At 68.1% G+C, this 18,460-nt stretch carries 15 protein-coding genes; 13 read left to right on the forward strand and 2 right to left on the reverse strand.

What is annotated here, in order from left to right:
• The first annotated feature begins 48 nt into the window (after positions 1–48).
• The 3 genes from infB (at position 49) to P0Y60_09060 (ending at position 5,612) form a co-directional block, all read left to right on the forward strand.
• The gene (gene infB, locus P0Y60_09050; GenBank protein ID WEK59539.1) at positions 49–2,796 is read left to right on the forward strand and encodes a translation initiation factor IF-2; all 2,748 of its coding nucleotides are present in this window, start codon (positions 49–51) and stop codon (positions 2,794–2,796) included.
• 77 nt (positions 2,797–2,873) lie between these two features.
• Positions 2,874–3,314: a 30S ribosome-binding factor RbfA gene (rbfA, locus tag P0Y60_09055; GenBank protein WEK59540.1), complete on the forward strand. Its 441-nt coding sequence runs from the start codon at positions 2,874–2,876 to the stop codon at positions 3,312–3,314.
• A 201-nt stretch (positions 3,315–3,515) separates the two neighbouring features.
• Entirely contained in the window at positions 3,516–5,612 is a 2,097-nt protein-coding gene (locus P0Y60_09060; protein ID WEK59541.1) for a LuxR C-terminal-related transcriptional regulator, read from the forward strand.
• Positions 5,613–5,617: 5 nt separating this feature from the next.
• Here the strand turns inward: P0Y60_09060 and P0Y60_09065 are convergent, their stop codons facing one another.
• The gene (locus P0Y60_09065) at positions 5,618–6,520 is read right to left on the reverse strand and encodes an A/G-specific adenine glycosylase (GenBank protein ID WEK59542.1); all 903 of its coding nucleotides are present in this window, start codon (positions 6,518–6,520) and stop codon (positions 5,618–5,620) included.
• Positions 6,521–6,606: 86 nt separating this feature from the next.
• On the opposite strand from P0Y60_09065, the gene truB reads away from it, so the two are divergent.
• From truB to P0Y60_09100, 7 genes are all read left to right on the forward strand, one after another.
• Positions 6,607–7,500, forward strand: coding sequence for a tRNA pseudouridine(55) synthase TruB (gene truB, locus P0Y60_09070; GenBank protein WEK59543.1), 894 nt, complete (start codon positions 6,607–6,609; stop codon positions 7,498–7,500).
• Positions 7,497–7,865 (forward strand): hypothetical protein, encoded by a 369-nt coding sequence (locus P0Y60_09075; GenBank protein ID WEK59544.1) that lies wholly within the window; start codon positions 7,497–7,499, stop codon positions 7,863–7,865. The genes truB and P0Y60_09075 overlap by 4 nt, the downstream gene beginning before the upstream one ends.
• An 82-nt stretch (positions 7,866–7,947) precedes the next feature.
• Entirely contained in the window at positions 7,948–8,361 is a 414-nt protein-coding gene (locus P0Y60_09080; GenBank protein WEK62886.1) for a hypothetical protein, read from the forward strand.
• Positions 8,358–9,308 (forward strand): bifunctional riboflavin kinase/FAD synthetase, encoded by a 951-nt coding sequence (locus tag P0Y60_09085; protein ID WEK59545.1) that lies wholly within the window; start codon positions 8,358–8,360, stop codon positions 9,306–9,308. Before P0Y60_09080 ends, P0Y60_09085 begins: the two co-directional genes overlap by 4 nt.
• Positions 9,309–9,518: 210 nt before the next feature.
• On the forward strand, positions 9,519–11,663 hold the full coding sequence (locus P0Y60_09090) for a DEAD/DEAH box helicase (protein WEK59546.1): 2,145 nt from the start codon (positions 9,519–9,521) through the stop codon (positions 11,661–11,663).
• A 206-nt stretch (positions 11,664–11,869) separates the two neighbouring features.
• Positions 11,870–12,898, forward strand: a complete 1,029-nt coding sequence (locus P0Y60_09095; protein WEK59547.1) for an ATP-dependent 6-phosphofructokinase — start codon at positions 11,870–11,872, stop codon at positions 12,896–12,898.
• 144 nt (positions 12,899–13,042) lie between these two features.
• Positions 13,043–13,192, forward strand: a complete 150-nt coding sequence (locus P0Y60_09100; GenBank protein WEK59548.1) for a hypothetical protein — start codon at positions 13,043–13,045, stop codon at positions 13,190–13,192.
• A 312-nt stretch (positions 13,193–13,504) separates the two neighbouring features.
• Here the strand turns inward: P0Y60_09100 and P0Y60_09105 are convergent, their stop codons facing one another.
• Positions 13,505–15,601: a S9 family peptidase gene (locus tag P0Y60_09105; protein WEK59549.1), complete on the reverse strand. Its 2,097-nt coding sequence runs from the start codon at positions 15,599–15,601 to the stop codon at positions 13,505–13,507.
• A gap of 155 nt (positions 15,602–15,756) precedes the next feature.
• Here P0Y60_09105 and P0Y60_09110 point away from each other — a divergent pair, with 155 nt between their 5' ends.
• From P0Y60_09110 to P0Y60_09120, 3 genes are read left to right on the forward strand one after another with little or no spacing between them, the layout of a single operon-like run.
• Positions 15,757–17,124 (forward strand): inorganic phosphate transporter, encoded by a 1,368-nt coding sequence (locus P0Y60_09110; GenBank protein ID WEK59550.1) that lies wholly within the window; start codon positions 15,757–15,759, stop codon positions 17,122–17,124.
• The gene (locus tag P0Y60_09115) at positions 17,121–17,456 is read left to right on the forward strand and encodes a peptidase (GenBank protein WEK59551.1); all 336 of its coding nucleotides are present in this window, start codon (positions 17,121–17,123) and stop codon (positions 17,454–17,456) included. The genes P0Y60_09110 and P0Y60_09115 overlap by 4 nt, the downstream gene beginning before the upstream one ends.
• A 29-nt stretch (positions 17,457–17,485) precedes the next feature.
• Positions 17,486–18,406: a metallophosphoesterase gene (locus P0Y60_09120; GenBank protein WEK59552.1), complete on the forward strand. Its 921-nt coding sequence runs from the start codon at positions 17,486–17,488 to the stop codon at positions 18,404–18,406.
• Positions 18,407–18,460: the final 54 nt, after the last annotated feature.

Consider the following 18,460-nt stretch of genomic DNA (forward strand, 5'->3'; position numbering starts at 1 on the left):
GACTAGTGGTCTGCCCTGTCTGGGTGGACCGACTCAGACAGGAGAATTGTGGCTGGTAAACCACGCGTACATGAGATCGCCGCCGAACTCGGCGTCGACAGCAAGATCGCACTTGCAAAGCTCAAGGAACTCGGCGAGTTCGTGAAGAGCCCGTCATCGACCATCGAACCGCCGGTTGCGCGCAAGCTGCGTGCGGCGATCGAGGCTGATGCGTCCCTCAAGCCTTCCGCTGACGCTGCACCGGCGGCGGCCAAGCCTGCGGCGAAGCCCGCCGGTAAGCCCGCGCCGACCCCCGGCCCCAAGCCGGGTCCCAAGCCCGCCCCGGAGGCACCCGCCCCCGTTGCCGAGGTCGCGCCTGCGGCCGGAGCACCCGCGGAGCCGGCTGCTCCGGCCGAGCCTGCCGCGCCGGCTGACTCGAAGCCCGCTGACGGCGGCGCTCCGAAGCCCGGTGCTCCGCGTCCGGGCAACAACCCGTTCTCGTCGGCGCAGGGCATGGGTCAGCGTCCCGCTGGTCCGCGTCCGGGCAACAACCCCTTCGCCTCGGCGCAGGGCATGGGCCAGCGCCCGAGCCCGACGCCCGGCAACATCCCGCGTCCGCAGGCGCCTCGTCCCGGCGCCCCGCGTCCGGGTGCGCCTCGTCCCGGTTCCCCCCGTCCCGGCGCTCCGCGCGGCGGTCAGGGTGGTCGTCCCGGCGGCGCTCCGTTCCAGCAGCGTCCCGGCGGTCCCGGTCGTCCCGGCGGTGCCGGTGGACCCGGTGCCGGTGGGCCCGGCGCTCGTCCCGGTGGTGGTGGCGGCTTCGCCGGTCGTCCCGGTGGCGGCGGCGGGCGTGGCCGTGGCCCCGGTGGAGGTACCGCTGGTGCCTTCGGTAAGGGTGGCGGCAAGAGCAAGCAGCGCAAGTCGCGGCGGGCGAAGCGGCAGGAATTCGAGATGCGGAGCGCCCCGGTCGTCGGTGGCGTCAACGTCACGCGCGGCAACGGCGAGATCATCCGCATGCGTCGTGGTGCGTCCATCGCGGACTTCGCCGACAAGATCGAGACGCTGACCGGTTACACGGTCCAGCCCGGAACCCTTGTCACGATCCTCTTCAACCTGGGTGAGATGGCCACGGCCACCGAGTCTCTGGACGAGGCGACCTTCGAGGTCCTGGGTGCCGAGCTCGGCTACAAGATCCAGATGGTCTCGCCCGAGGACGAGGACAAGGAGCTCCTCGAGGGCTTCGGTCTCAACCTGGAGCAGGAGCTCGAGGAGGAGAGCGAGGACGACCTCGAGATCCGTCCGCCGGTCGTCACCGTCATGGGTCACGTCGACCACGGTAAGACCCGACTCCTCGACGCGATCCGTCAGACCAACGTCATCGAGGGTGAGGCCGGTGGCATCACCCAGCACATCGGTGCCTACCAGGTCTGGACCGAGCACGACGGCATCGAGCGCGCCATCACCTTCATCGACACCCCGGGTCACGAGGCGTTCACCGCCATGCGTGCCCGTGGTGCGCAGGTCACCGACCTCGCGATCCTGGTGGTCGCGGCCGACGACGGCATCATGCCGCAGACGGTCGAGGCACTCAACCACGCGCAGGCGGCGAACGTGCCGATCGTGGTCGCGGTCAACAAGGTCGACAAGCCCGACGCGAACCCCTCGAAGGTCCGTCAGCAGCTGACCGAGTACGGTCTGGTCGCCGAGGAGTTCGGTGGCGACGTGATGTTCGTCGACGTCTCCGCTCGCGCCGGCACCGGCATCCAGGAACTCCTGGACGCCGTGCTGCTCACTGCGGATGCCGGTCTCGACCTCACGGCCAACCCGAACAAGGGTGCCCGCGGTGTCGCCATCGAAGCGAAGCTCGACAAGGGCCGCGGTTCGGTCGCCACGGTGCTCATCCAGTCCGGAACGCTCCGGATCGGTGACGCGATCGTCGCGGGCACGGCTTACGGCCGCGTGCGTGCGATGGCCGATGAGAACGGCGACGCCGTGCTCGAGGCCTACCCGTCCCGCCCCGTGCAGGTGCAGGGTCTGAACTCCGTGCCCCGCGCCGGTGACGTCTTCATCGTCACCGAAGAGGACCGCATGGCTCGCCAGATCGCTGAGAAGCGTGAGGCCGTCGAGCGCAACGCGCAGCTGGCCAAGGCTCGCAAGCGCATCTCGCTCGAGGACTTCACCCGTGCTCTCGAAGACGGCAAGGTCGAGTCGCTCAACCTCATCATCAAGGGTGACGTCTCCGGTGCCGTCGAGGCGCTCGAGGAGTCGCTCCTCAAGATCGAGGTCGATGATTCGGTGCAACTGCGCATCATCCACCGTGGCGTCGGTGCCATCACCGAGTCCGATGTGAACCTGGCGACGATCGACAACGCGATCATCGTGGGCTTCAACGTCCGCCCCGACACGAAGGCACGCGAGCGTGCTCAGCGTGAAGGCGTGGACATCCGGTTCTACTCGGTGATCTACAACGCCATCGATGAGATCGAGAGCTCGCTCAAGGGCATGCTCAAGCCGGAGTTCGAAGAGATCCAGTCCGGTGTCGCCGAGATCCGCGAGGTGTTCCGCTCCTCGAAGTTCGGCAACATCGCCGGTGTCATCGTGCGCTCGGGAACGATCACACGAAACGCCAAGGCTCGCGTCATCCGCGATGGCGTCGTGCTGGCGGATGGCCTCGCCATCGAGTCGCTGCGCCGCTTCAAGGACGACGTCACCGAAGTCCGTACGGACTACGAGGCGGGTATCGGCCTGGGCAAGTTCAACGACATCCAGATCGGCGATGAGATCGAGACCACCGAGCTCATCGAGAAGCCGCGAGGCTAGCAGTAATCATCTCGATATCTTCGGGCGAGGGTGCACAGCGCATCCTCGCCCGAGGACGTCGTGGACAGGAGAGAACAATGGCTGGTGAACGACAGGCCCGTCTTGCGGACCGTATCCGCGTGATCCTTGCAGAGCGCCTGGAGAAGGGGTTGCGCGATCCTCGTCTCGGCTTCGTGACCCTCACGGATGTCCGCGTGAGCGGCGACCTTCAGCATGCGTCGGTGTTCTACACCGTTCTCGGCACGGAGGAGGAGCGCGTCGCGAGCGGTGCCGCCCTCACCTCTGCGACGGGGATGCTGCGCAGCGAGGTCGGGAGACAACTGAGCACCCGCCTCGTTCCGACGCTGGAGTTCATCCCCGATGCGCTCCCTGAGAACGCGGATCACATCTCCGCGCTCCTGCGCGAGGCGCACGAGCGTGATGCCGAGGTCGCCAAGCTCGCGTCGTCCGCCTCGCACGCCGGGGACGCAGATCCCTATGTGCGCGCGGACGAGGCCGAAGGCTCCGAGGAGCGCTGAGCCCTCGCTGACGGCGGAGCAGCCACCACATCTGGGGGTTGTTCCGCCGTCGTCGCGCCACCCTTGCTAGCCTCTGCTGGGCGAGGCGGGTGGCTCGCGCTGCGTGAGGGGGCTGGCATATACGCGACGAGCGCGCATTCGGGCGATTTCATCACGCCTGCGGCACTGGGGCGATTCATCGATGATCTGCGACGACATGACGTGGGATGCGCCCCGCATGTGCTCTCGCGGCTCGCTCGACATCTGAATCGCGATCCCGTCGCGATCCGTGAGATCGCGCAGCGTCTCACCCCGGCGCAACGCCACGGGATGTCGCCGTTGCCCGATCCGCTTCCCATCGTGCCCGCCGTCTCGGCGCTGTTCGAGGGGAGGCAGCTCTCACCGGCTGATCGGGAACTGATCATCGCTGTCGCGGTCTCGCTCGACGACACGCTGGCGCCGGTGCTGGAGTTCGACGGTCGTACGGCTGAGGAGATCGGGCGAAGCGCCGTGAGTGCCGATCTCTCCCTGCGTGCCGGTCGCATTCGCCTTGTCGATCCGCGCCTGGGGATCTGGGCGTGCGCCACGGCGCGCCCCGGCGTCGTCGAGGCCGTGCATGAGCGCTTGGGCGCGGTTCAGGCGTCGGAGCAGAACCGATGGCGGCTCGACTGGCATCGCGCCAGAGGATCGCTGCACGGACAACCCTCTACCGCGCCGGAGCTGATCCGGATCGCCAGAGAGCTCTCGGAAGCCGGGGACTCCGACCGTGCACTGCTGCTCTCCGTCGAAGCGGCGCGGCATGCGACCGGGGAGCTGAGGGATGAGGCGCGTCTCGTCGCAGGAGCATCGGCCATCGGCGGGGGCTTCGCCCGAGAGGCGGCGACGCAGCTCGGCGGTCTCTTCCCGGACGGCGGCGAGAGGCAGCGGCTCCAAGGACTCGCGGCACTCCTGGTCGCCCAGTCCACGATGCGCGGAGCCGTACCCGACGTCGACCCCGGAGCATTCAAGCCCACCTCTGATGATCCTCAGGATTGGTATGCCTGGACCCGCGCGGCCGCCCTCGCTGCCGGATTGAGCGCGGAGCGCGGGGATCGCCGACGGATGCGCGTCTGGCTCGACGCACTGCGGGAGGGAAGCGCACGGGTCGGTGCCGAGCAGGAGCTGCGCGACCCCGTCGTCGCGTTGAGCTGGCTCGTCGTGGGCGACACCGAGGGCGACGGGGTCGAAGGAGCGGGCGCTGTGACCGGGGGGATGCTTCGGGCTCTCCGGGCCGCGGTCGATGGCGACATCGACCTCGGTCTGCACGTCTTGGCCACGCACAGCTCCTCGATCGGGCCGGAACTCGACCCCTTCATCGCGGGCTTCGAGAACAGCGCCCTCGTCCGCGCCTACCGTGTGGTGCTGGAGGTGCTGCTCCTCGTGTGGAGGGGCGACATCGGCAGCGCTCGTGATCGTATGCAGCTCGCGGCGGCGGCGTTGCCCGTCGGTCTTCCGTTCGCGGGACTGGGTGTCGTGCTCGCCCGGCGTCTCGACCTCGCCGTGATCGGTGAGGTGGGCCCGGTGTCCCGTGCGCTGACGGATGCGCTGCCGCCCGCCGTCAGGATCGATCTGCTGGTGGACCGGAGCATCCGCTCGTATCTCGCGGGCGCTGCCGAGGACGCCGCATCGACGGCACGCCTGTGGTCCGACCTGGGGTCACCGCAGACGACGTGGGCGGTTCCGGGCATCGATGAAGTGCTCGGGTCCGCGCATCAGAAGGTGCCCGCGTCGCATCTCGTCGGGCCGCCGGAAGCGCGCGTCGCACAGGATCTGCGACGGCGTCTGCGCTCGGCGGCCGACGGACGCTGGAGCACTGTGCGCGACGAGGTGCATGCCAGGGCTCGCGGACTGCGATCTCCGTTCGAACGCGGACGGGTCGAGGCGGTGATCGGGGCTCAATCGGCGATCCGCGACGACGTGAGGTCAGCCAGTACCCATCTTCTCGCCGCTCACAGCCTCTTCGAGGTGGCGGGCGCCACGGCATGGGCGACGGCGGTGCAGGAGCGGCTGTCGCGGCTGGACCATTCCTCGGAGCAGGGCACCGCGTCGAACGACGCGCTGTCCGCGTGTCGACGGGCATGGGCGCATCTCCTGACCAGCCGGGAGCTCGAGACGGCCATGCGAGCGGTCACCGGTGCGTCGAACCGCGAGATCGCCGACGCACTGGTGGTCTCGATCCGCACGGTGGAGGTCCACCTCGGGCGGGTGTTCTCGAAGCTCGAGGTACGCACGCGGGTCGAGCTCACGGTACTGGCGCACCGGACCAACCGTCACACCTGACACCGTCAGCCGGGAAGGGAGAGTCGACCTTCCCGCGCCTCGGCCAGGCCGTCGGCGATGAGCGAATCGATCGCGCGATCGCGCTGCGCTGGATCGGGCCAGTCGGCGAGCACCTGATCGAGGGGCGCCGATGCGCTCGATGATTCACGGAGAAGACGCAACGCGGCGCCGCGAGCTTGTCGGTCCGAGCCCTCATAAGTCGCCTGGCGCCTCCGGGTGTCTTCGGTGTCGGGGCGACCTTCCGCGAGCCATGCGCAGTCCATGGCGATGGGGCACTCTTCGCATCGGGGTGACCGTGCGGTGCAGATCGTCGCGCCGAGTTCCATCGCGGCAGCGTTGAAGGCCGCTGCTTCGTCGTCCGCCGACGGAAGCAACGACGCCATGAGCGTGAGATCGCGCCGAGAGGGGGGAGCGGGATGCGCGCGGCCCTCGATGGCGCGGGCGAGAACCCGACGCGTGTTGGTGTCGACGACGGGATGGTGGTCGCCATAGGCGAAAACGGCGACAGCGCGGGCGGTGTAGTCGCCGATGCCGGAGAGCGCGAGCAGCGCATCGATGTCTCGGGGGACCACTCCGCCGTGCCGAGCGGTGACCTCGACGGCCGCCTGATGCAACCAGAGCGCTCGGCGGGGGTAGCCGAGGTTCGCCCACTGCTGGACGACCTCCGCGGGCGTGGCGCCGGCCATCGCGGTCGGCGTCGGCCAGCGACGCAGCCAGGCGTCGAGGCGGGGGATCACGCGGTTCACCGGTGTCTGCTGCAGCATGAACTCGCTGACGAGCACGCCCCACGCTCCGAACTCCTCATGGAACTCCGGTCGGCGCCAGGGGAGGTCACGGGCACTGTTCGTGTACCACTCGCGCAGGCGCGTCGCGAGGAGCGCGCGAGGAGGAGTGGAGGGCGGGGGCACCCCGACAGCCTATGCGAGCGGCCATGCCGTGCAGCGAACCGGCGGACCCGTGCGCGACCCGCGAACGCGCCCCGTAGGCTGGACGAATGGTCTCGCCCGGCATCCTCCTCGTCGACAAGCCCGCTGGACTGACCAGCCATGACGTCGTCGCCCGCACCCGCCGCGCGTTCGGCACCCGCAAGGTGGGGCATGCGGGCACGCTGGACCCGATGGCGACCGGTCTGCTCGTGCTCGGCATCGAGGGGGCCACGCGGTTGCTCACCTACGTCGTGGGCGCGGACAAGACGTACTACGCGACCATCCGACTCGGGCAGAGCACCGGTACGGATGACGCGGAGGGCGAGATCCTCACCCAGGCCCCGCCGGAGTCCTGGTCCTCCGTGACTTCGGAGGCGATCGCCGCCGAGATCGCGGCCCTCACCGGCCCGATCTCCCAAATTCCCAGCGCGGTCTCCGCGATCAAGGTCGACGGGCAGCGCGCCTACGATCGCGTCCGTGCGGGGGAAGACGTCGTCCTCGCCGCGCGCGATGTCGTCGTCTCACGGTTCGACGTCCTCGCCGAGCGCGCCGGATCCGGTCATCGCGATCTCGACGTCGTGGTCGACTGCTCGTCGGGAACCTACATCCGTGCCCTCGCCCGCGATCTCGGAGCAGCGCTCGGCGTCGGGGGCCATCTGACGGCGCTCCGTCGCACCCGGGTGGGACCGTTCGATCTCGTGGACTCCGTCGGGATCGACGAGCTCGAGGGCGCGGCGACTCTCAGCCCCGCCCAGGCGGCGGCGCAGATCCTGCAGCCGCTCGAGGTCTCGGCTGATGAGGCACGCGATCTCCGCCATGGCAAGAAGCTGATCGCGCAGGCGACGCGCCTGGACGGGACGCTCGCCGCGGCGATCGATCAGGAGGGCGTGCTCGTCGGGATCGTGGAGAAGCGCGGCGCCGACCTCAAGAGCACCATGAACATGCCGGAGGGCGTGCGATGATCCAGTGGTTCACGATCCTGCAGATCATCGTGGCCGTCGGAGCCGGCGTCTTCTGCACCGTGATGGGACTCGTCGGTCGTCGTCCGAGCGACTTCACGGTCGGTGCGCTCGCGCTGGTCGAAGCGCTCCTCGTGGTGCAGATCGTGGTGGCGATCATCGCCCCGCTCGCGGGCAACCCTCCGACGGGCGATCTCCTGGAGTACTGGGTCTACCTGGTGTCTGCGGCTCTGCTGCCGGTCGGCGCCGTGCTGTGGGCTCTGATGGAGCGAAGCAGGTGGAGCACCGTGATCCTCGGCGTTGCCGCTCTCGCGATCGCGGTGATGCTCTGGCGCATGCTCGCGATCTGGACCATCCAGATCGCGTAACGGTGCGTCGTCGCGGAATCCCGGAGGCCCCGGCGGCTCTAGGATGGAATGCGCTATGAGCACCCTCACCCCCTCCTCCCGGATGACCGGAATCGGTCGCGTCCTCGTCATCGTGTATGCCGTGATGGCTCTCGCCGCGACGGGTCGCAGCTTCGTGCAGATCGTCCGCCGATTCGACGAAGCTCCTCTGGCGTACTCGCTGTCGGCTCTCGCCGCCGTCGTCTACATCGTCGCCACACTCGGTCTGATCCTCGCGCGCCGGCGTGGCTGGTACACGATCGCGTGGGTGGCGATCGTCTTCGAGCTCACCGGAGTGCTGGTCGTCGGGGTGTTGAGCATCGTGTTGCCGGCGCTGTTCCAGCACGAGACCGTCTGGTCGCTGTTCGGGCGCGGGTACCTCTTCATCCCGCTCGTGCTGCCCGTCTTCGGCATCTGGTGGCTCCGGACGCATCGCCCCGTGGCGGCTGAGCAGCCAGGAGTCGGGGTCTCCGCGTGATCGTCTTCCGCGACACCGCCGAGGTGCCGGCCGACTTCGGCCCGAGCGTCGTCGCCATCGGCAAGTTCGACGGTGTCCACGCCGGGCACCGGGCCGTGATCCGGCGACTGAACGACAAGGCCGTCGAAACGGGTGCGCGGGCTGTCGCCGTCACCTTCGATCGGAACCCGCTCGCGATCCTCCGTCCCGATCGGTGCCCCGAGAACGTCGTCACCGTGGAGCGCAAGCTGGAGCTCCTGGGTGAGCTCGGCCTGGATGCAACTCTTCTTCTGACCTTCGATGAGGAACTCGCCGCACGCAGCGCGGAGGACTTCGTGTCCGACATCCTCGTCGACGCGCTCCGCGTCTCCACGGTGCTGGTGGGGGAGGACTTCCGCTTCGGACGCGGTGGGGCTGGAACTCCTGATCTGCTGCGCGAACTCGGACCGCAGCACGGTTTCACCGTCGAGGTGGTCGACGACGTCTACCTGCCCGGTTCGCCGCGGCGCGTCTCGTCGACCTGGATCCGCGAACTGCTCATCGATGGCGATGTGGCGGGAGCGACCCGTGTGCTCGGACGCTACCCCGATGTGCGGGGCGAGGTCGTCCACGGACTCAAGCGGGGACGTGAGCTCGGATTCCCCACCGCGAATCTCTCGACGATCGTCGACGCATTCGTTCCGGCAGACGGTGTGTACGCCGGATGGCTGGTGGACCACGACACCGGAATCCGTCACCCCTCGGCGATCTCCGTCGGCACGAACCCCACCTTCGACGACGTGCTCGTCCGGCAGGTGGAGGCCCATGTGCTGGGCAAGACCGGACTCGATCTCTACGGGCACGACGTGAGCGTGGAGTTCGTCGAGCGGCTGCGGGGCATGGTGGCCTTCGAGGGCATGGAGAAGCTCGCCGAGCAGATGGCCGATGACGTGACCGTCGCCGCGAGCGTGTTGTCGCGATCCGCCTAGCGCGAACCTCTGCCACTCCGGCACCGAAATACTCGTCGGCTCTCCGTGATGGCGTAGACTTGCCGCAGGTTCTCACCGATCCTCACGTGTTGCACGTGCATCGGCGAGACGGAGATCTACTGTTCGTACGGTCCTGGCTCACGCCACACGCGGACATCGAGACGGCTCCGGCATCCGCATGGTGCTGAGGCCCTCACGCTCAGGAGGAGCATGCCGACCACGGCAACCGCCGCCACACGGCGCAAGAAGACGTCCCGTCGCGACGACGAGGCACCCCTCATCCCGATCCTCGCGCGCAAGGTGCGTGAGATCGAGGCCAAGTCGCAGCGCGGCAAGCTGGGACCGACCAACCGCGTCAAGTTCCAGGTGATCGCGTTCCTGGTGCGCGAAGAGCGCGCCCGCGTGAAGACCGACGCCGAGCTCGGCGATCCGGCGCGCGCAGAACTGCTCAAGCGGCTCGACGGCGTGGCCACGATCCTCGCCAAGACGGCGGCTCGTGACACGTCACTGATCCAGTTGCTCGAGGCAGATCAGGCGACCTCGCCGGTGGCCAAGCGGATGCGTCGAGATTGGCTGCTGGAGTCCGGGGCCGAACTCGCCCCCGAAGAACTGATCATCGCCGACATCGCGCCGGTGCAGATGCCGGTGGTCTCCGCCGCGATCGCCGAGCGACAGGTCACCCCGGAGTCGGTGGAGGCGCGTCAGCTCGCGAACCCCTTCCTCGAGCCCGATCTCACTCCCCGCGCCACCACGACCCCGCGTCGTCGGCTCGACGGGTGGGAGCTCATGGGGCCGCTCTACAAGGCCTTCGAGACCGGCGCAGGCGGTTCCGCCGCCAGCATGGAGCTGCCGCCCGCTCCGGAGTACGACCACCTCTCGCCCAAGGGCCTCGAGGTGATGGTGCACCAGTCGCGCTTCCTCGAGTCCGTGCGCGCGGGCCACCGAAGCTTCCTGTTGGCCGATGAGCCCGGTCTCGGTAAGACCGCGCAGTCGCTGCTCGCGGCATCCGTGGCCGGTGCCTACCCGCTCTTGGTCGTCGTGCCCAACGTCGTGAAGATGAACTGGGCGCGCGAGGTCGAGCGGTGGACGCCCCAGCGTCGGGCGACGGTCATCCAGGGCGACGGCGACGACATCGACGCCTTCGCCGACATCTTCATCGTGAACTACGAGATCCTCGACCGTCACCTCTCGTGGTTGTCCTCGATCGGTCTGCGCGGCATGGTCGTCGATGAGGCGCACTTCATCAAGAACCTCACATCGCAGCGGTCGCAGAACGTCCTGTCGCTCGCGTCCCGGGTGCGCGAGCGTACCCCGGGCGGCAACCCGCTCATGCTCGCGCTCACCGGAACGCCGCTGATCAACGACGTCGAGGACTTCGACGCGATCTGGCGGTTCCTCGGTTGGACCACCGGAGAGAAGCCCGGGCCCGAGCTGATGGAGAAGCTCGATGCCACCGGCTACACGCCGGCGGACAAGGCGTTCTACCCCGAGGCGCGTGACGCCGTGATCTCGATGGGGATCGTCCGTCGTAAGAAGAAGGACGTCGCAGCGGATCTGCCCGACAAGCTCGTCGCCGATCTGCCTGTGCAGCTGGATGACGAGTTCGGCCGCAGCATCCGTCAGGCCGAGCGCGAACTGGGGGAGCGGCTCGCCGCCAAGTACCGTCGCATCATCGAGGCGCGTGGGGACCGAGGTCTCGCTCCCGGCGAGATCGACGAGGACATCGTCCGCATGGTCGCGCACAACGAGCTCGAGGAGTCGAAGGCCTCGGGCACCGGTGGAGACAACGTCTTCACGATGGTGCGTCGCATCGGTCAGGCCAAGGCGCAGCTCGCGGCTGACTACACGGCGCAGCTGCAGCGCTCCGTGGGCAAGGTCGTGTTCTTCGCGAAGCACATCGACGTCATGGATCGTGCGGAGGCTCACTTCGCCTCGGTCGGCATCCGTTCGGTGTCGATCCGCGGCGACCAGACGACGACGGTCCGCCAGCAGGCGATCGACGACTTCAACGGCGATCCCGACGTCGGGATCGCGGTGTGCTCCTTGACGGCGGCGGGTGTGGGTCTCAACCTGCAGGCGGCGTCCAACGTCGTGCTCGCCGAGCTCTCCTGGACCGCTGCCGAGCAGACGCAGGCGATCGACCGCGTGCACCGTATCGGTCAGGACGAGCCTGTGACCGCGTGGCGGATCATCGCCGCGCACACGATCGACACCAAGATCGCCGAGCTCATCGACCAGAAGCAGGGCCTCGCGGCCCGCGCTCTCGACGGTGAGGCCGCCGACGAAGCGGCTGCAGAGCCGATTCAGCTGGCAGCTCTCATGCATCTTCTGCGGCAGGCATTGGACGCAGCCTGAAGAGCGGTTAAGAACCAACGTTCTTAGCGGGCTTTTGACCTCCCCAGCGTGGAGTTTCCAGAAAATCGGAGATTCGGTGACGGGGAGCCGTCAAGATCCGGGGTTTTCGTCTGCGTCGAATGGCGTCCGGTGGCACCGTGCCACTAGTGTCGATCGAAGGCAGCGTCGCCTCTTCCCCCTTTTCCCGAGCGTCTGAAGGCAACAGCATGAAGATCGGCATCCTGACGAGCGGTGGCGACTGCCCCGGTCTCAACGCGGTCATCCGCGGCATCGTGCTCAAGGGCACCACGACCTACGACCTGGAGTTCGTCGGCATCCGAGACGGATGGCGCGGTGTCGTCGACGGGGACTTCTTCCCGCTGACGCGGCACGAGGTCAAGGGACTGTCGAAGGTCGGCGGCACGATCCTCGGCACGAGCCGCACCAACCCGTACGAGGGTCCGCGCGGCGGAGCCGAGAACATCGCGAAGACGCTCGCCGCGCATCGCATCGACGGCATCGTCGCGATCGGTGGCGAGGGCACTCTGGCCGCGGCCAATCGCCTCGCGGTCGACGGGATCAACGTGATCGGCGTTCCCAAGACGATCGACAACGACCTGCGCGCGACCGACTACTCCTTCGGCTTCGACACCGCCGTGAACATCGCCACCGACGCGATGGACCGTCTGCGCACCACCGGTGACTCGCATCAGCGCTGCATGGTGGCCGAGGTCATGGGCCGCCACGTGGGCTGGATCGCCCTGCACGCCGGCATGGCCGCGGGCGCTCATGTGATCTGCATCCCCGAGGTGCCGATGTCGATCGATGAGATCACGGCGCTCGTCAGCAGCGCCCATGATCGCGGACGTGCCCCTCTCGTCGTCGTCTCCGAAGGCTTCACGCTCACCGGGATGGACGAGGCATACAGCGACAAGGGCCTCGACGCGTTCAACCGACCGCGCCTCGGTGGCATCAGCGAGGTGCTCGCTCCGGAGATCGAGCGCATCACGGGTATCGAGACGCGCTCGACCGTGCTCGGACACATCCAGCGCGGAGGATCGCCCTCGGGCTTCGACCGCGTGCTCGCGACGCGCCTGGGGCTGCACGCCGCCGATTCCCTCGTGCAGCAGTCGTGGGGCAAGATGGTCGCCATGCGGGGAACCGACATCGTCGAGGTGCCGTTCGCCGAGGCGCTGGGCGAGCTCAACACAGTGCCGCGCAGCCGCTATGACGAGGCCGCCGCTCTCTTCGGCTGAGACTTCCGTCGCGGAGGTAGGGGATTGCACCGCAGCCGGGTCGAAGAGCAGTTGGTGGTAGTCGAATCGCAGCACCGTGCACCCGAGCAAGGTGAGGCGCGCATCGACGGCGATGTCACGGCGGCGATCCCGTGCGCTCGAGTGATGGGCGAACCCGTCGCACTGCACGACCAGGAGTTCGCCGGGCAGCCCGTCGACGGGCTGCCCGTCGATCCACACCTGTTGTGTGACGACGACACCGATCTCGCGCATGATCCGGACGAACCTCGTCTCCAGTGCGGAGTCGGAGAGTGAGGATGCCGCACGGCGAGGTGAGGGGCGCCGATTCGAGACGCGGTGCCCGCGACCGCGACGTGCGTGCGCGTCGCCGGCGTTGCGTGCCGTGGTGCTGTGCGCGACGCCGTGGTGCCGTCGCATCCGTTCGGAGAGCGGGAGCATCGGACGAGTGTGCCGTGGCGGCGCATTCCGCCCGAGCCCCGTTCGCGGAATCCGTGGGCAACCTGCGGCTGGGCAGCCCTGTCCGGCGTAGGCCGATACGCACAAATTCGGCCTGCTCCGGGAGATCGCCTACCCCGGAGGCGCAGAAGCCGCAGAGGAGCAGAGCCGTCAGTCGGCGAGGGAGAGCGTGTCGAGCAGCCAGGCGAGCTCGAAGGCTCGCTCCTTCCACGAGTTGTACCGACCGCTCACGCCGCCGTGGCCCGCGACCATCTCGCACTTCAGGAGGACATCGGATGCTCCGGCCTCACGCAGTCGCGCGACCCACTTGGCGGGCTCGACGTACAGCACCCTGGTGTCGTTGAGCGAGGTCACGGCGAGGATCCGCGGGTAGGCGACGCCGTCGCGCACGTTCTCGTAGGGCGTGTACGACTTCATGTACGCGTAGACCTCGGCATCGTGGAGCGGATCGCCCCACTCGTCCCACTCGATGACGGTGAGGGGGAGTGAGGGGTCGAGGATGGTGGTCAGCGCGTCGACGAACGGCACCGCGGCGAGGATGCCGGCGAACAGCTCGGGGGCGAGGTTCGTCACGGCGCCCATGAGCAATCCTCCGGCGCTTCCGCCCTCGGCCACCATCTGCGACGGCGAGGTGATGCCGCTGTCGACCAGGTGCCGACCGCAGGCGACGAAGTCGGTGAAGGTGTTCCGCTTGTGGAGGAGCTTGCCCTCCTCATACCACTGGCGTCCCATCTCGCCGCCGCCGCGCACGTGCGCCACCGCGAAGATCACGCCGCGGTCGAGCTCCGAGAGTCGTGCGACGGAGAAGCCGGGATCGATCGAATGCTCGTATGAGCCGTATCCGTAGAGGTGAACGGGGCGGGCCTGATCGCCGGGCGCGCCGAACGAGCGCTTCCAGACCAGCGAGATCGGCACCTCCGTGCCGTCTTCCGCGGTCGCCCATGCGCGCTGTTGTCCGTAGTCGCCCGGCTCGTAACCGCCGAGAACGGTCGCGCGCTTGCGCAGCACCAGTTCACGCGTGGCGAGATCGAGGTCGAACACCGTGCTGGGCGTCACGAAGGACGTGTAGCCGAGACGCAGGTACGGCGAGTGCCACTCCGGGTTTCCGCTCACGCCTGCCGAGTAGAGCGGTTCGTCGAAGGTGAGTTCGTCGACCGCATCGGTCGCGTAGTCGAGCAGTCCGATGCGCTCGAGCCCCTCGCTGCGGTACTCGACCGTGGCGAAGTCCCGGAACGCGTCCATGCCGAGAAGGCGACGTCCGGCGACGTGCGGCACGACGATGCTGCGCTCGCCCTCGGGCGTGAGCGCGGGCACGGAGACGAGCTCGAAATCCAGCGCGTCGTCGTTGTGCAGGATGAACAGGCGGTCTTCGCCGTCGACGATCGCATGGTCGATCGAGTACTCCACGCCTTCCCTGCGTGGCCAGACGATCCGCGGCGTCGCGGTCAGTTCGCCCTCGAGATCGACGAGATACTCCTCGCTGGTGATGCTCGAGCCGATCCCGATGACGAGATAGCGACGGCTGCGGGTGATGCCGGCGCCGAGCCAGAACTTCTCATCGGGCTCGTGGAACAGCTTCACGTCATCGGTCACGGGCGTGCCGAGCCGGTGCAGCCAGAGCGTGTCCGGCCGCCACGCGTCGTCGCGGGTCGTGTAGATGATCGCCGATCCGTCGGGCGTGAAGAACGCGCTCCCGGTGTCGGGGATCTCATCGTCGAGGGTCACGCCCGTCGTCAGGTCTCTGACGTGCACCGTGTAGACCTCGTCGCCCTCGAAGTCCGTCGACCACAGCAGCAACGACGCGTCATCGGTCGTGTCGAAGGCTCCGAGCGAGAAGAACTCGTGTCCCTCCGCCTCGACATTCCCATCGAGCAGGATCACCTCGCCGGGAACGGGGACGCCCGGCTGCAGCAGCGGCGGAGTCCAGTCGTGTGCGGCGGCGGCGGCACGGCAGTGGATGCCGTACTGCGCGCCCTCTTCGGTGCGGCTGTAGTACCACCAGTCGCCGCGGCGCGTCGGCACCGAGAGATCGGTCTCCTGCACGCGCCCCTTGATCTCCTGGAACAGGCGCTCGCGCAACTCTTCGAGGTGAGCGGTCTCGTCCTGGGTGTGCGTGTTCTCCGCTTCGAGATGAGCGAGCACCTCCGGGGAGTCCTTCTCGCGCAGCCACTCGTACGGGTCTTCGAAGGTGTCCCCGTGATGGGTTCGCGGGGTCGGACGGCGGGCGGCGATCGGTGCGTCAGTCACCGCTCCACGCTATCCCAGGTGAAGTTGACCGGCGCGGAGGAGGGTGGGAGGATTCATCGGGGCCGGTTAACGGAAGTCAAACCCACGGTGAACTCTTCGTTCATCACGTCGATCTCGTCGACATCTCCCTCTTCCTCAACGACCGAAAGCGAACGGTGGAAACCGCAGCCCTCATCGTCGTGCTGGTTATCCTGCTGGCACTCTTCTTCGACTTCACGAACGGTTTCCACGACACCGCGAATGCGATGGCCACGCCCATCGCGACCGGTGCGCTGAAGCCCAAGACCGCTGTGCTCCTCGCGGCCGTCCTCAATCTCGTCGGCGCCTTCCTGTCGACGGAGGTGTCAAAGACCGTCTCGCACGGCATCATCCAGGAGGACGGGATCAAGGCGGACGTGTTCCTGCCGATGATCTTCGCCGGACTGATCGGCGCGATCACCTGGAACATGCTCACGTGGCTGCTCGGTCTTCCGTCGAGTTCGTCGCACGCGTTGTTCGGCGGCCTCATCGGCGCGACTCTCGTCGGAGTGGGCGCGAGCGGCATCGACTTCGGGATGGTGCTGTCGAAGATCATCCTGCCGGCGCTGATCGCACCGGTCACGGCGGGCATCATCGCCTTCGCCGCCACGAAGATCGCCTACTCGATCACTCGGAGATACGACAACAAGCCCGATGGGCGAGACGGCTTCCGCTGGGGGCAGATCTTCACCTCGTCGCTCGTCGCGCTCGCTCACGGCACGAACGATGCGCAGAAGACGATGGGTGTCATCACGCTCGCCCTGATCACAGTGGGCTGGCAGAGCCAGTCGCAGGCGGATCCGTACCTGTGGGTCATCATCGCCTGCGCCGTGACGATCGCTCTGGGAACGTACCTCGGTGGCTGGCGCATCATCCGCACACTCGGCAAGGGGCTCACCGACGTGAAGCCCGCCCAGGGCTTCTCCGCAGAGAGCTCCACGGCCGCGACGATCCTCGCGTCGAGTGCTTTCGGCTTCGCGCTGTCGACGACACAGGTCGCCTCCGGTTCCGTCATCGGCTCGGGTCTCGGGCGTCGCGGATCCAGCGTGCGCTGGAGCACGGCGGGCCGAATCGCGATCGGCTGGCTGCTCACCCTTCCCGCGGCCGGCGCCGTGGGCGCTCTGGCCGCGCTGCTCATCAACTGGCTGGGCAACTGGGGCATCTTCATCGATGCGGTCCTGGCGTTGATCGTGATCATCGGTCTGTTCCTGCGCTCGCGCCGCGACGCGGTGACCCCCGCCAACGCGATGAGCGACGTCGCCGAGTCGGGTCTGGCGATCGAGCATCCCGACACCCCTCCGCCCACGCGTCGTCAGCAGCGCATCGAGCGCGCCAAGGCGGAATCGAAGGCGCGTGCCCTGGCTCGGGAGCAGGCGAAGGCCGAATCCAAGCAGAAGGCCGCGAAGAAGGCGCGCAGCAAGGCGGTGCCGTCGACGGCGACGCTGCCGACGGTGCCGACTCTGCCGGCGGATGCTGACGCGACGCGGAACGAGGAGTCGAAGTGAACGTCTCTATCGACTGGAATGCCTTCCTGCTCGTCTTCGTGGCGGCGCTCGTCGGCGCCACGGCCATCGTCACGTTCTACGCTGTCGGGCTCCGCCTTCTCGTGCGCAGCGGCCGGTCCCCGGTCGTCAGCCCGGCGGAGTTCACGGATGCGATCACCGTGATCACCGAGAAGGATCTGAGGCGCGCGGAGAAGCAGTCCGCAAAGGCCGCGAAGAAGAGTCCGCTCACGGAAGGGCAGAAGAAGCTGTCGCTGGTCGGTGCGTACGCCTGCTTCGGCCTGTGCGCGGCTGCCGTGGCGGCCGGCATCCTCATCATCGTCGTCGGTCACTGAGCGTCGTGCTCGCCGCCTAGGCTGAGGGCATGTCAGAGCCCAGCGGCGATGAGTTCGTGTTCGGTCGTCATCGGCCCGCCTCGCATGTGATCATCCACGTCAGCGATCCTCATTTCCTCGCCGGGGGTGCACGACTCGGCGGGCGGTACGACGTCGAGACGAACTTCGCCCGCACGCTGGAGGCGATCCGGCAGGTCCATCCGCACCCGTCGGCGATCGTGATCACGGGTGACCTCACCGACCTGGGGGAGCCCGACGCGTACCGCCGCCTGCGTGCGGCGGTCGAGCCGATCGCGGAGGAGCTCGACACCGTTGTCGTCTGGGTCGCAGGAAACCACGACGAGCGACCGGCGCTCCGTGCGGGGCTCCTCGACCTTCCGCCGACCGAGGAGCCGGTCACCGGGGTGTGGGATCTCGACGGGCTCCGGCTGATCGCCCTCGACACCAGCGTTCCGGGGTGGCACCACGGCGACCTCGATGCGGGGCAGCTCGACTGGCTCTCCGGCATCCTGGCGCAACCGGCGCCGCACGGCACATTGCTCGCCATGCATCACCCGCCGCTTCCGAGTCATCTGCCTCTCTTCGACATCCTGGAGCTCCGTCATCAGGATGAACTCGCCGCCGTCCTGCGCGGCTCCGACGTGCGCGGCATCCTCGCCGGTCACCTGCACTACTCCTCGCACGGCACCTTCGCGGGCGTGCCTGTGAGCGTCTCCTCGGCCACCTGCTACACGATGAACGTCGCGCTGCCGGCCGCCGCAGTGAACGGGATGGATGCCGCGCAGGCCTTCCAGCTCGTGCATGTGCACCCGGACACGATCACACACACCGTGGTGCCGGTCACCGACGCGGCGACCGGCACGTACTTCTCTCCCGAGTGGTTGGAGCGGATGGCGCGACTCGGCCCGGACGGGCGCCTGGAGGCCTTCTCCCGCAAACCGACGCGCTGACGCCGTGCCGCGATGGGCTCTGTCGCGCAGGCGTAGACTGGTGGCATCCCCCAC

This window comes from Candidatus Microbacterium colombiense, assembly GCA_029203165.1.
GTDB classification, from domain to species: domain Bacteria; phylum Actinomycetota; class Actinomycetes; order Actinomycetales; family Microbacteriaceae; genus Microbacterium; species Microbacterium colombiense.

Bases quoted from the DNA above. Each gene is read 5' to 3' on its own strand.
- rbfA (WEK59540.1), top strand. From the start codon at position 2,874: ATGGCTGGTGAACGACAGGCCCGTCTTGCGGACCGTATCCGCGTGATC.
- P0Y60_09120 (WEK59552.1), top strand. From the start codon at position 17,486: ATGTCAGAGCCCAGCGGCGATGAGTTCGTGTTCGGTCGTCATCGGCCC.
- P0Y60_09080 (WEK62886.1), top strand. From the start codon at position 7,948: ATGACCGGAATCGGTCGCGTCCTCGTCATCGTGTATGCCGTGATGGCT.
- P0Y60_09075 (WEK59544.1), top strand. From the start codon at position 7,497: ATGATCCAGTGGTTCACGATCCTGCAGATCATCGTGGCCGTCGGAGCC.
- P0Y60_09090 (WEK59546.1), top strand. From the start codon at position 9,519: ATGCCGACCACGGCAACCGCCGCCACACGGCGCAAGAAGACGTCCCGT.
- truB (WEK59543.1), top strand. From the start codon at position 6,607: ATGGTCTCGCCCGGCATCCTCCTCGTCGACAAGCCCGCTGGACTGACC.
- P0Y60_09100 (WEK59548.1), top strand. From the start codon at position 13,043: ATGGGCGAACCCGTCGCACTGCACGACCAGGAGTTCGCCGGGCAGCCC.
- P0Y60_09095 (WEK59547.1), top strand. From the start codon at position 11,870: ATGAAGATCGGCATCCTGACGAGCGGTGGCGACTGCCCCGGTCTCAAC.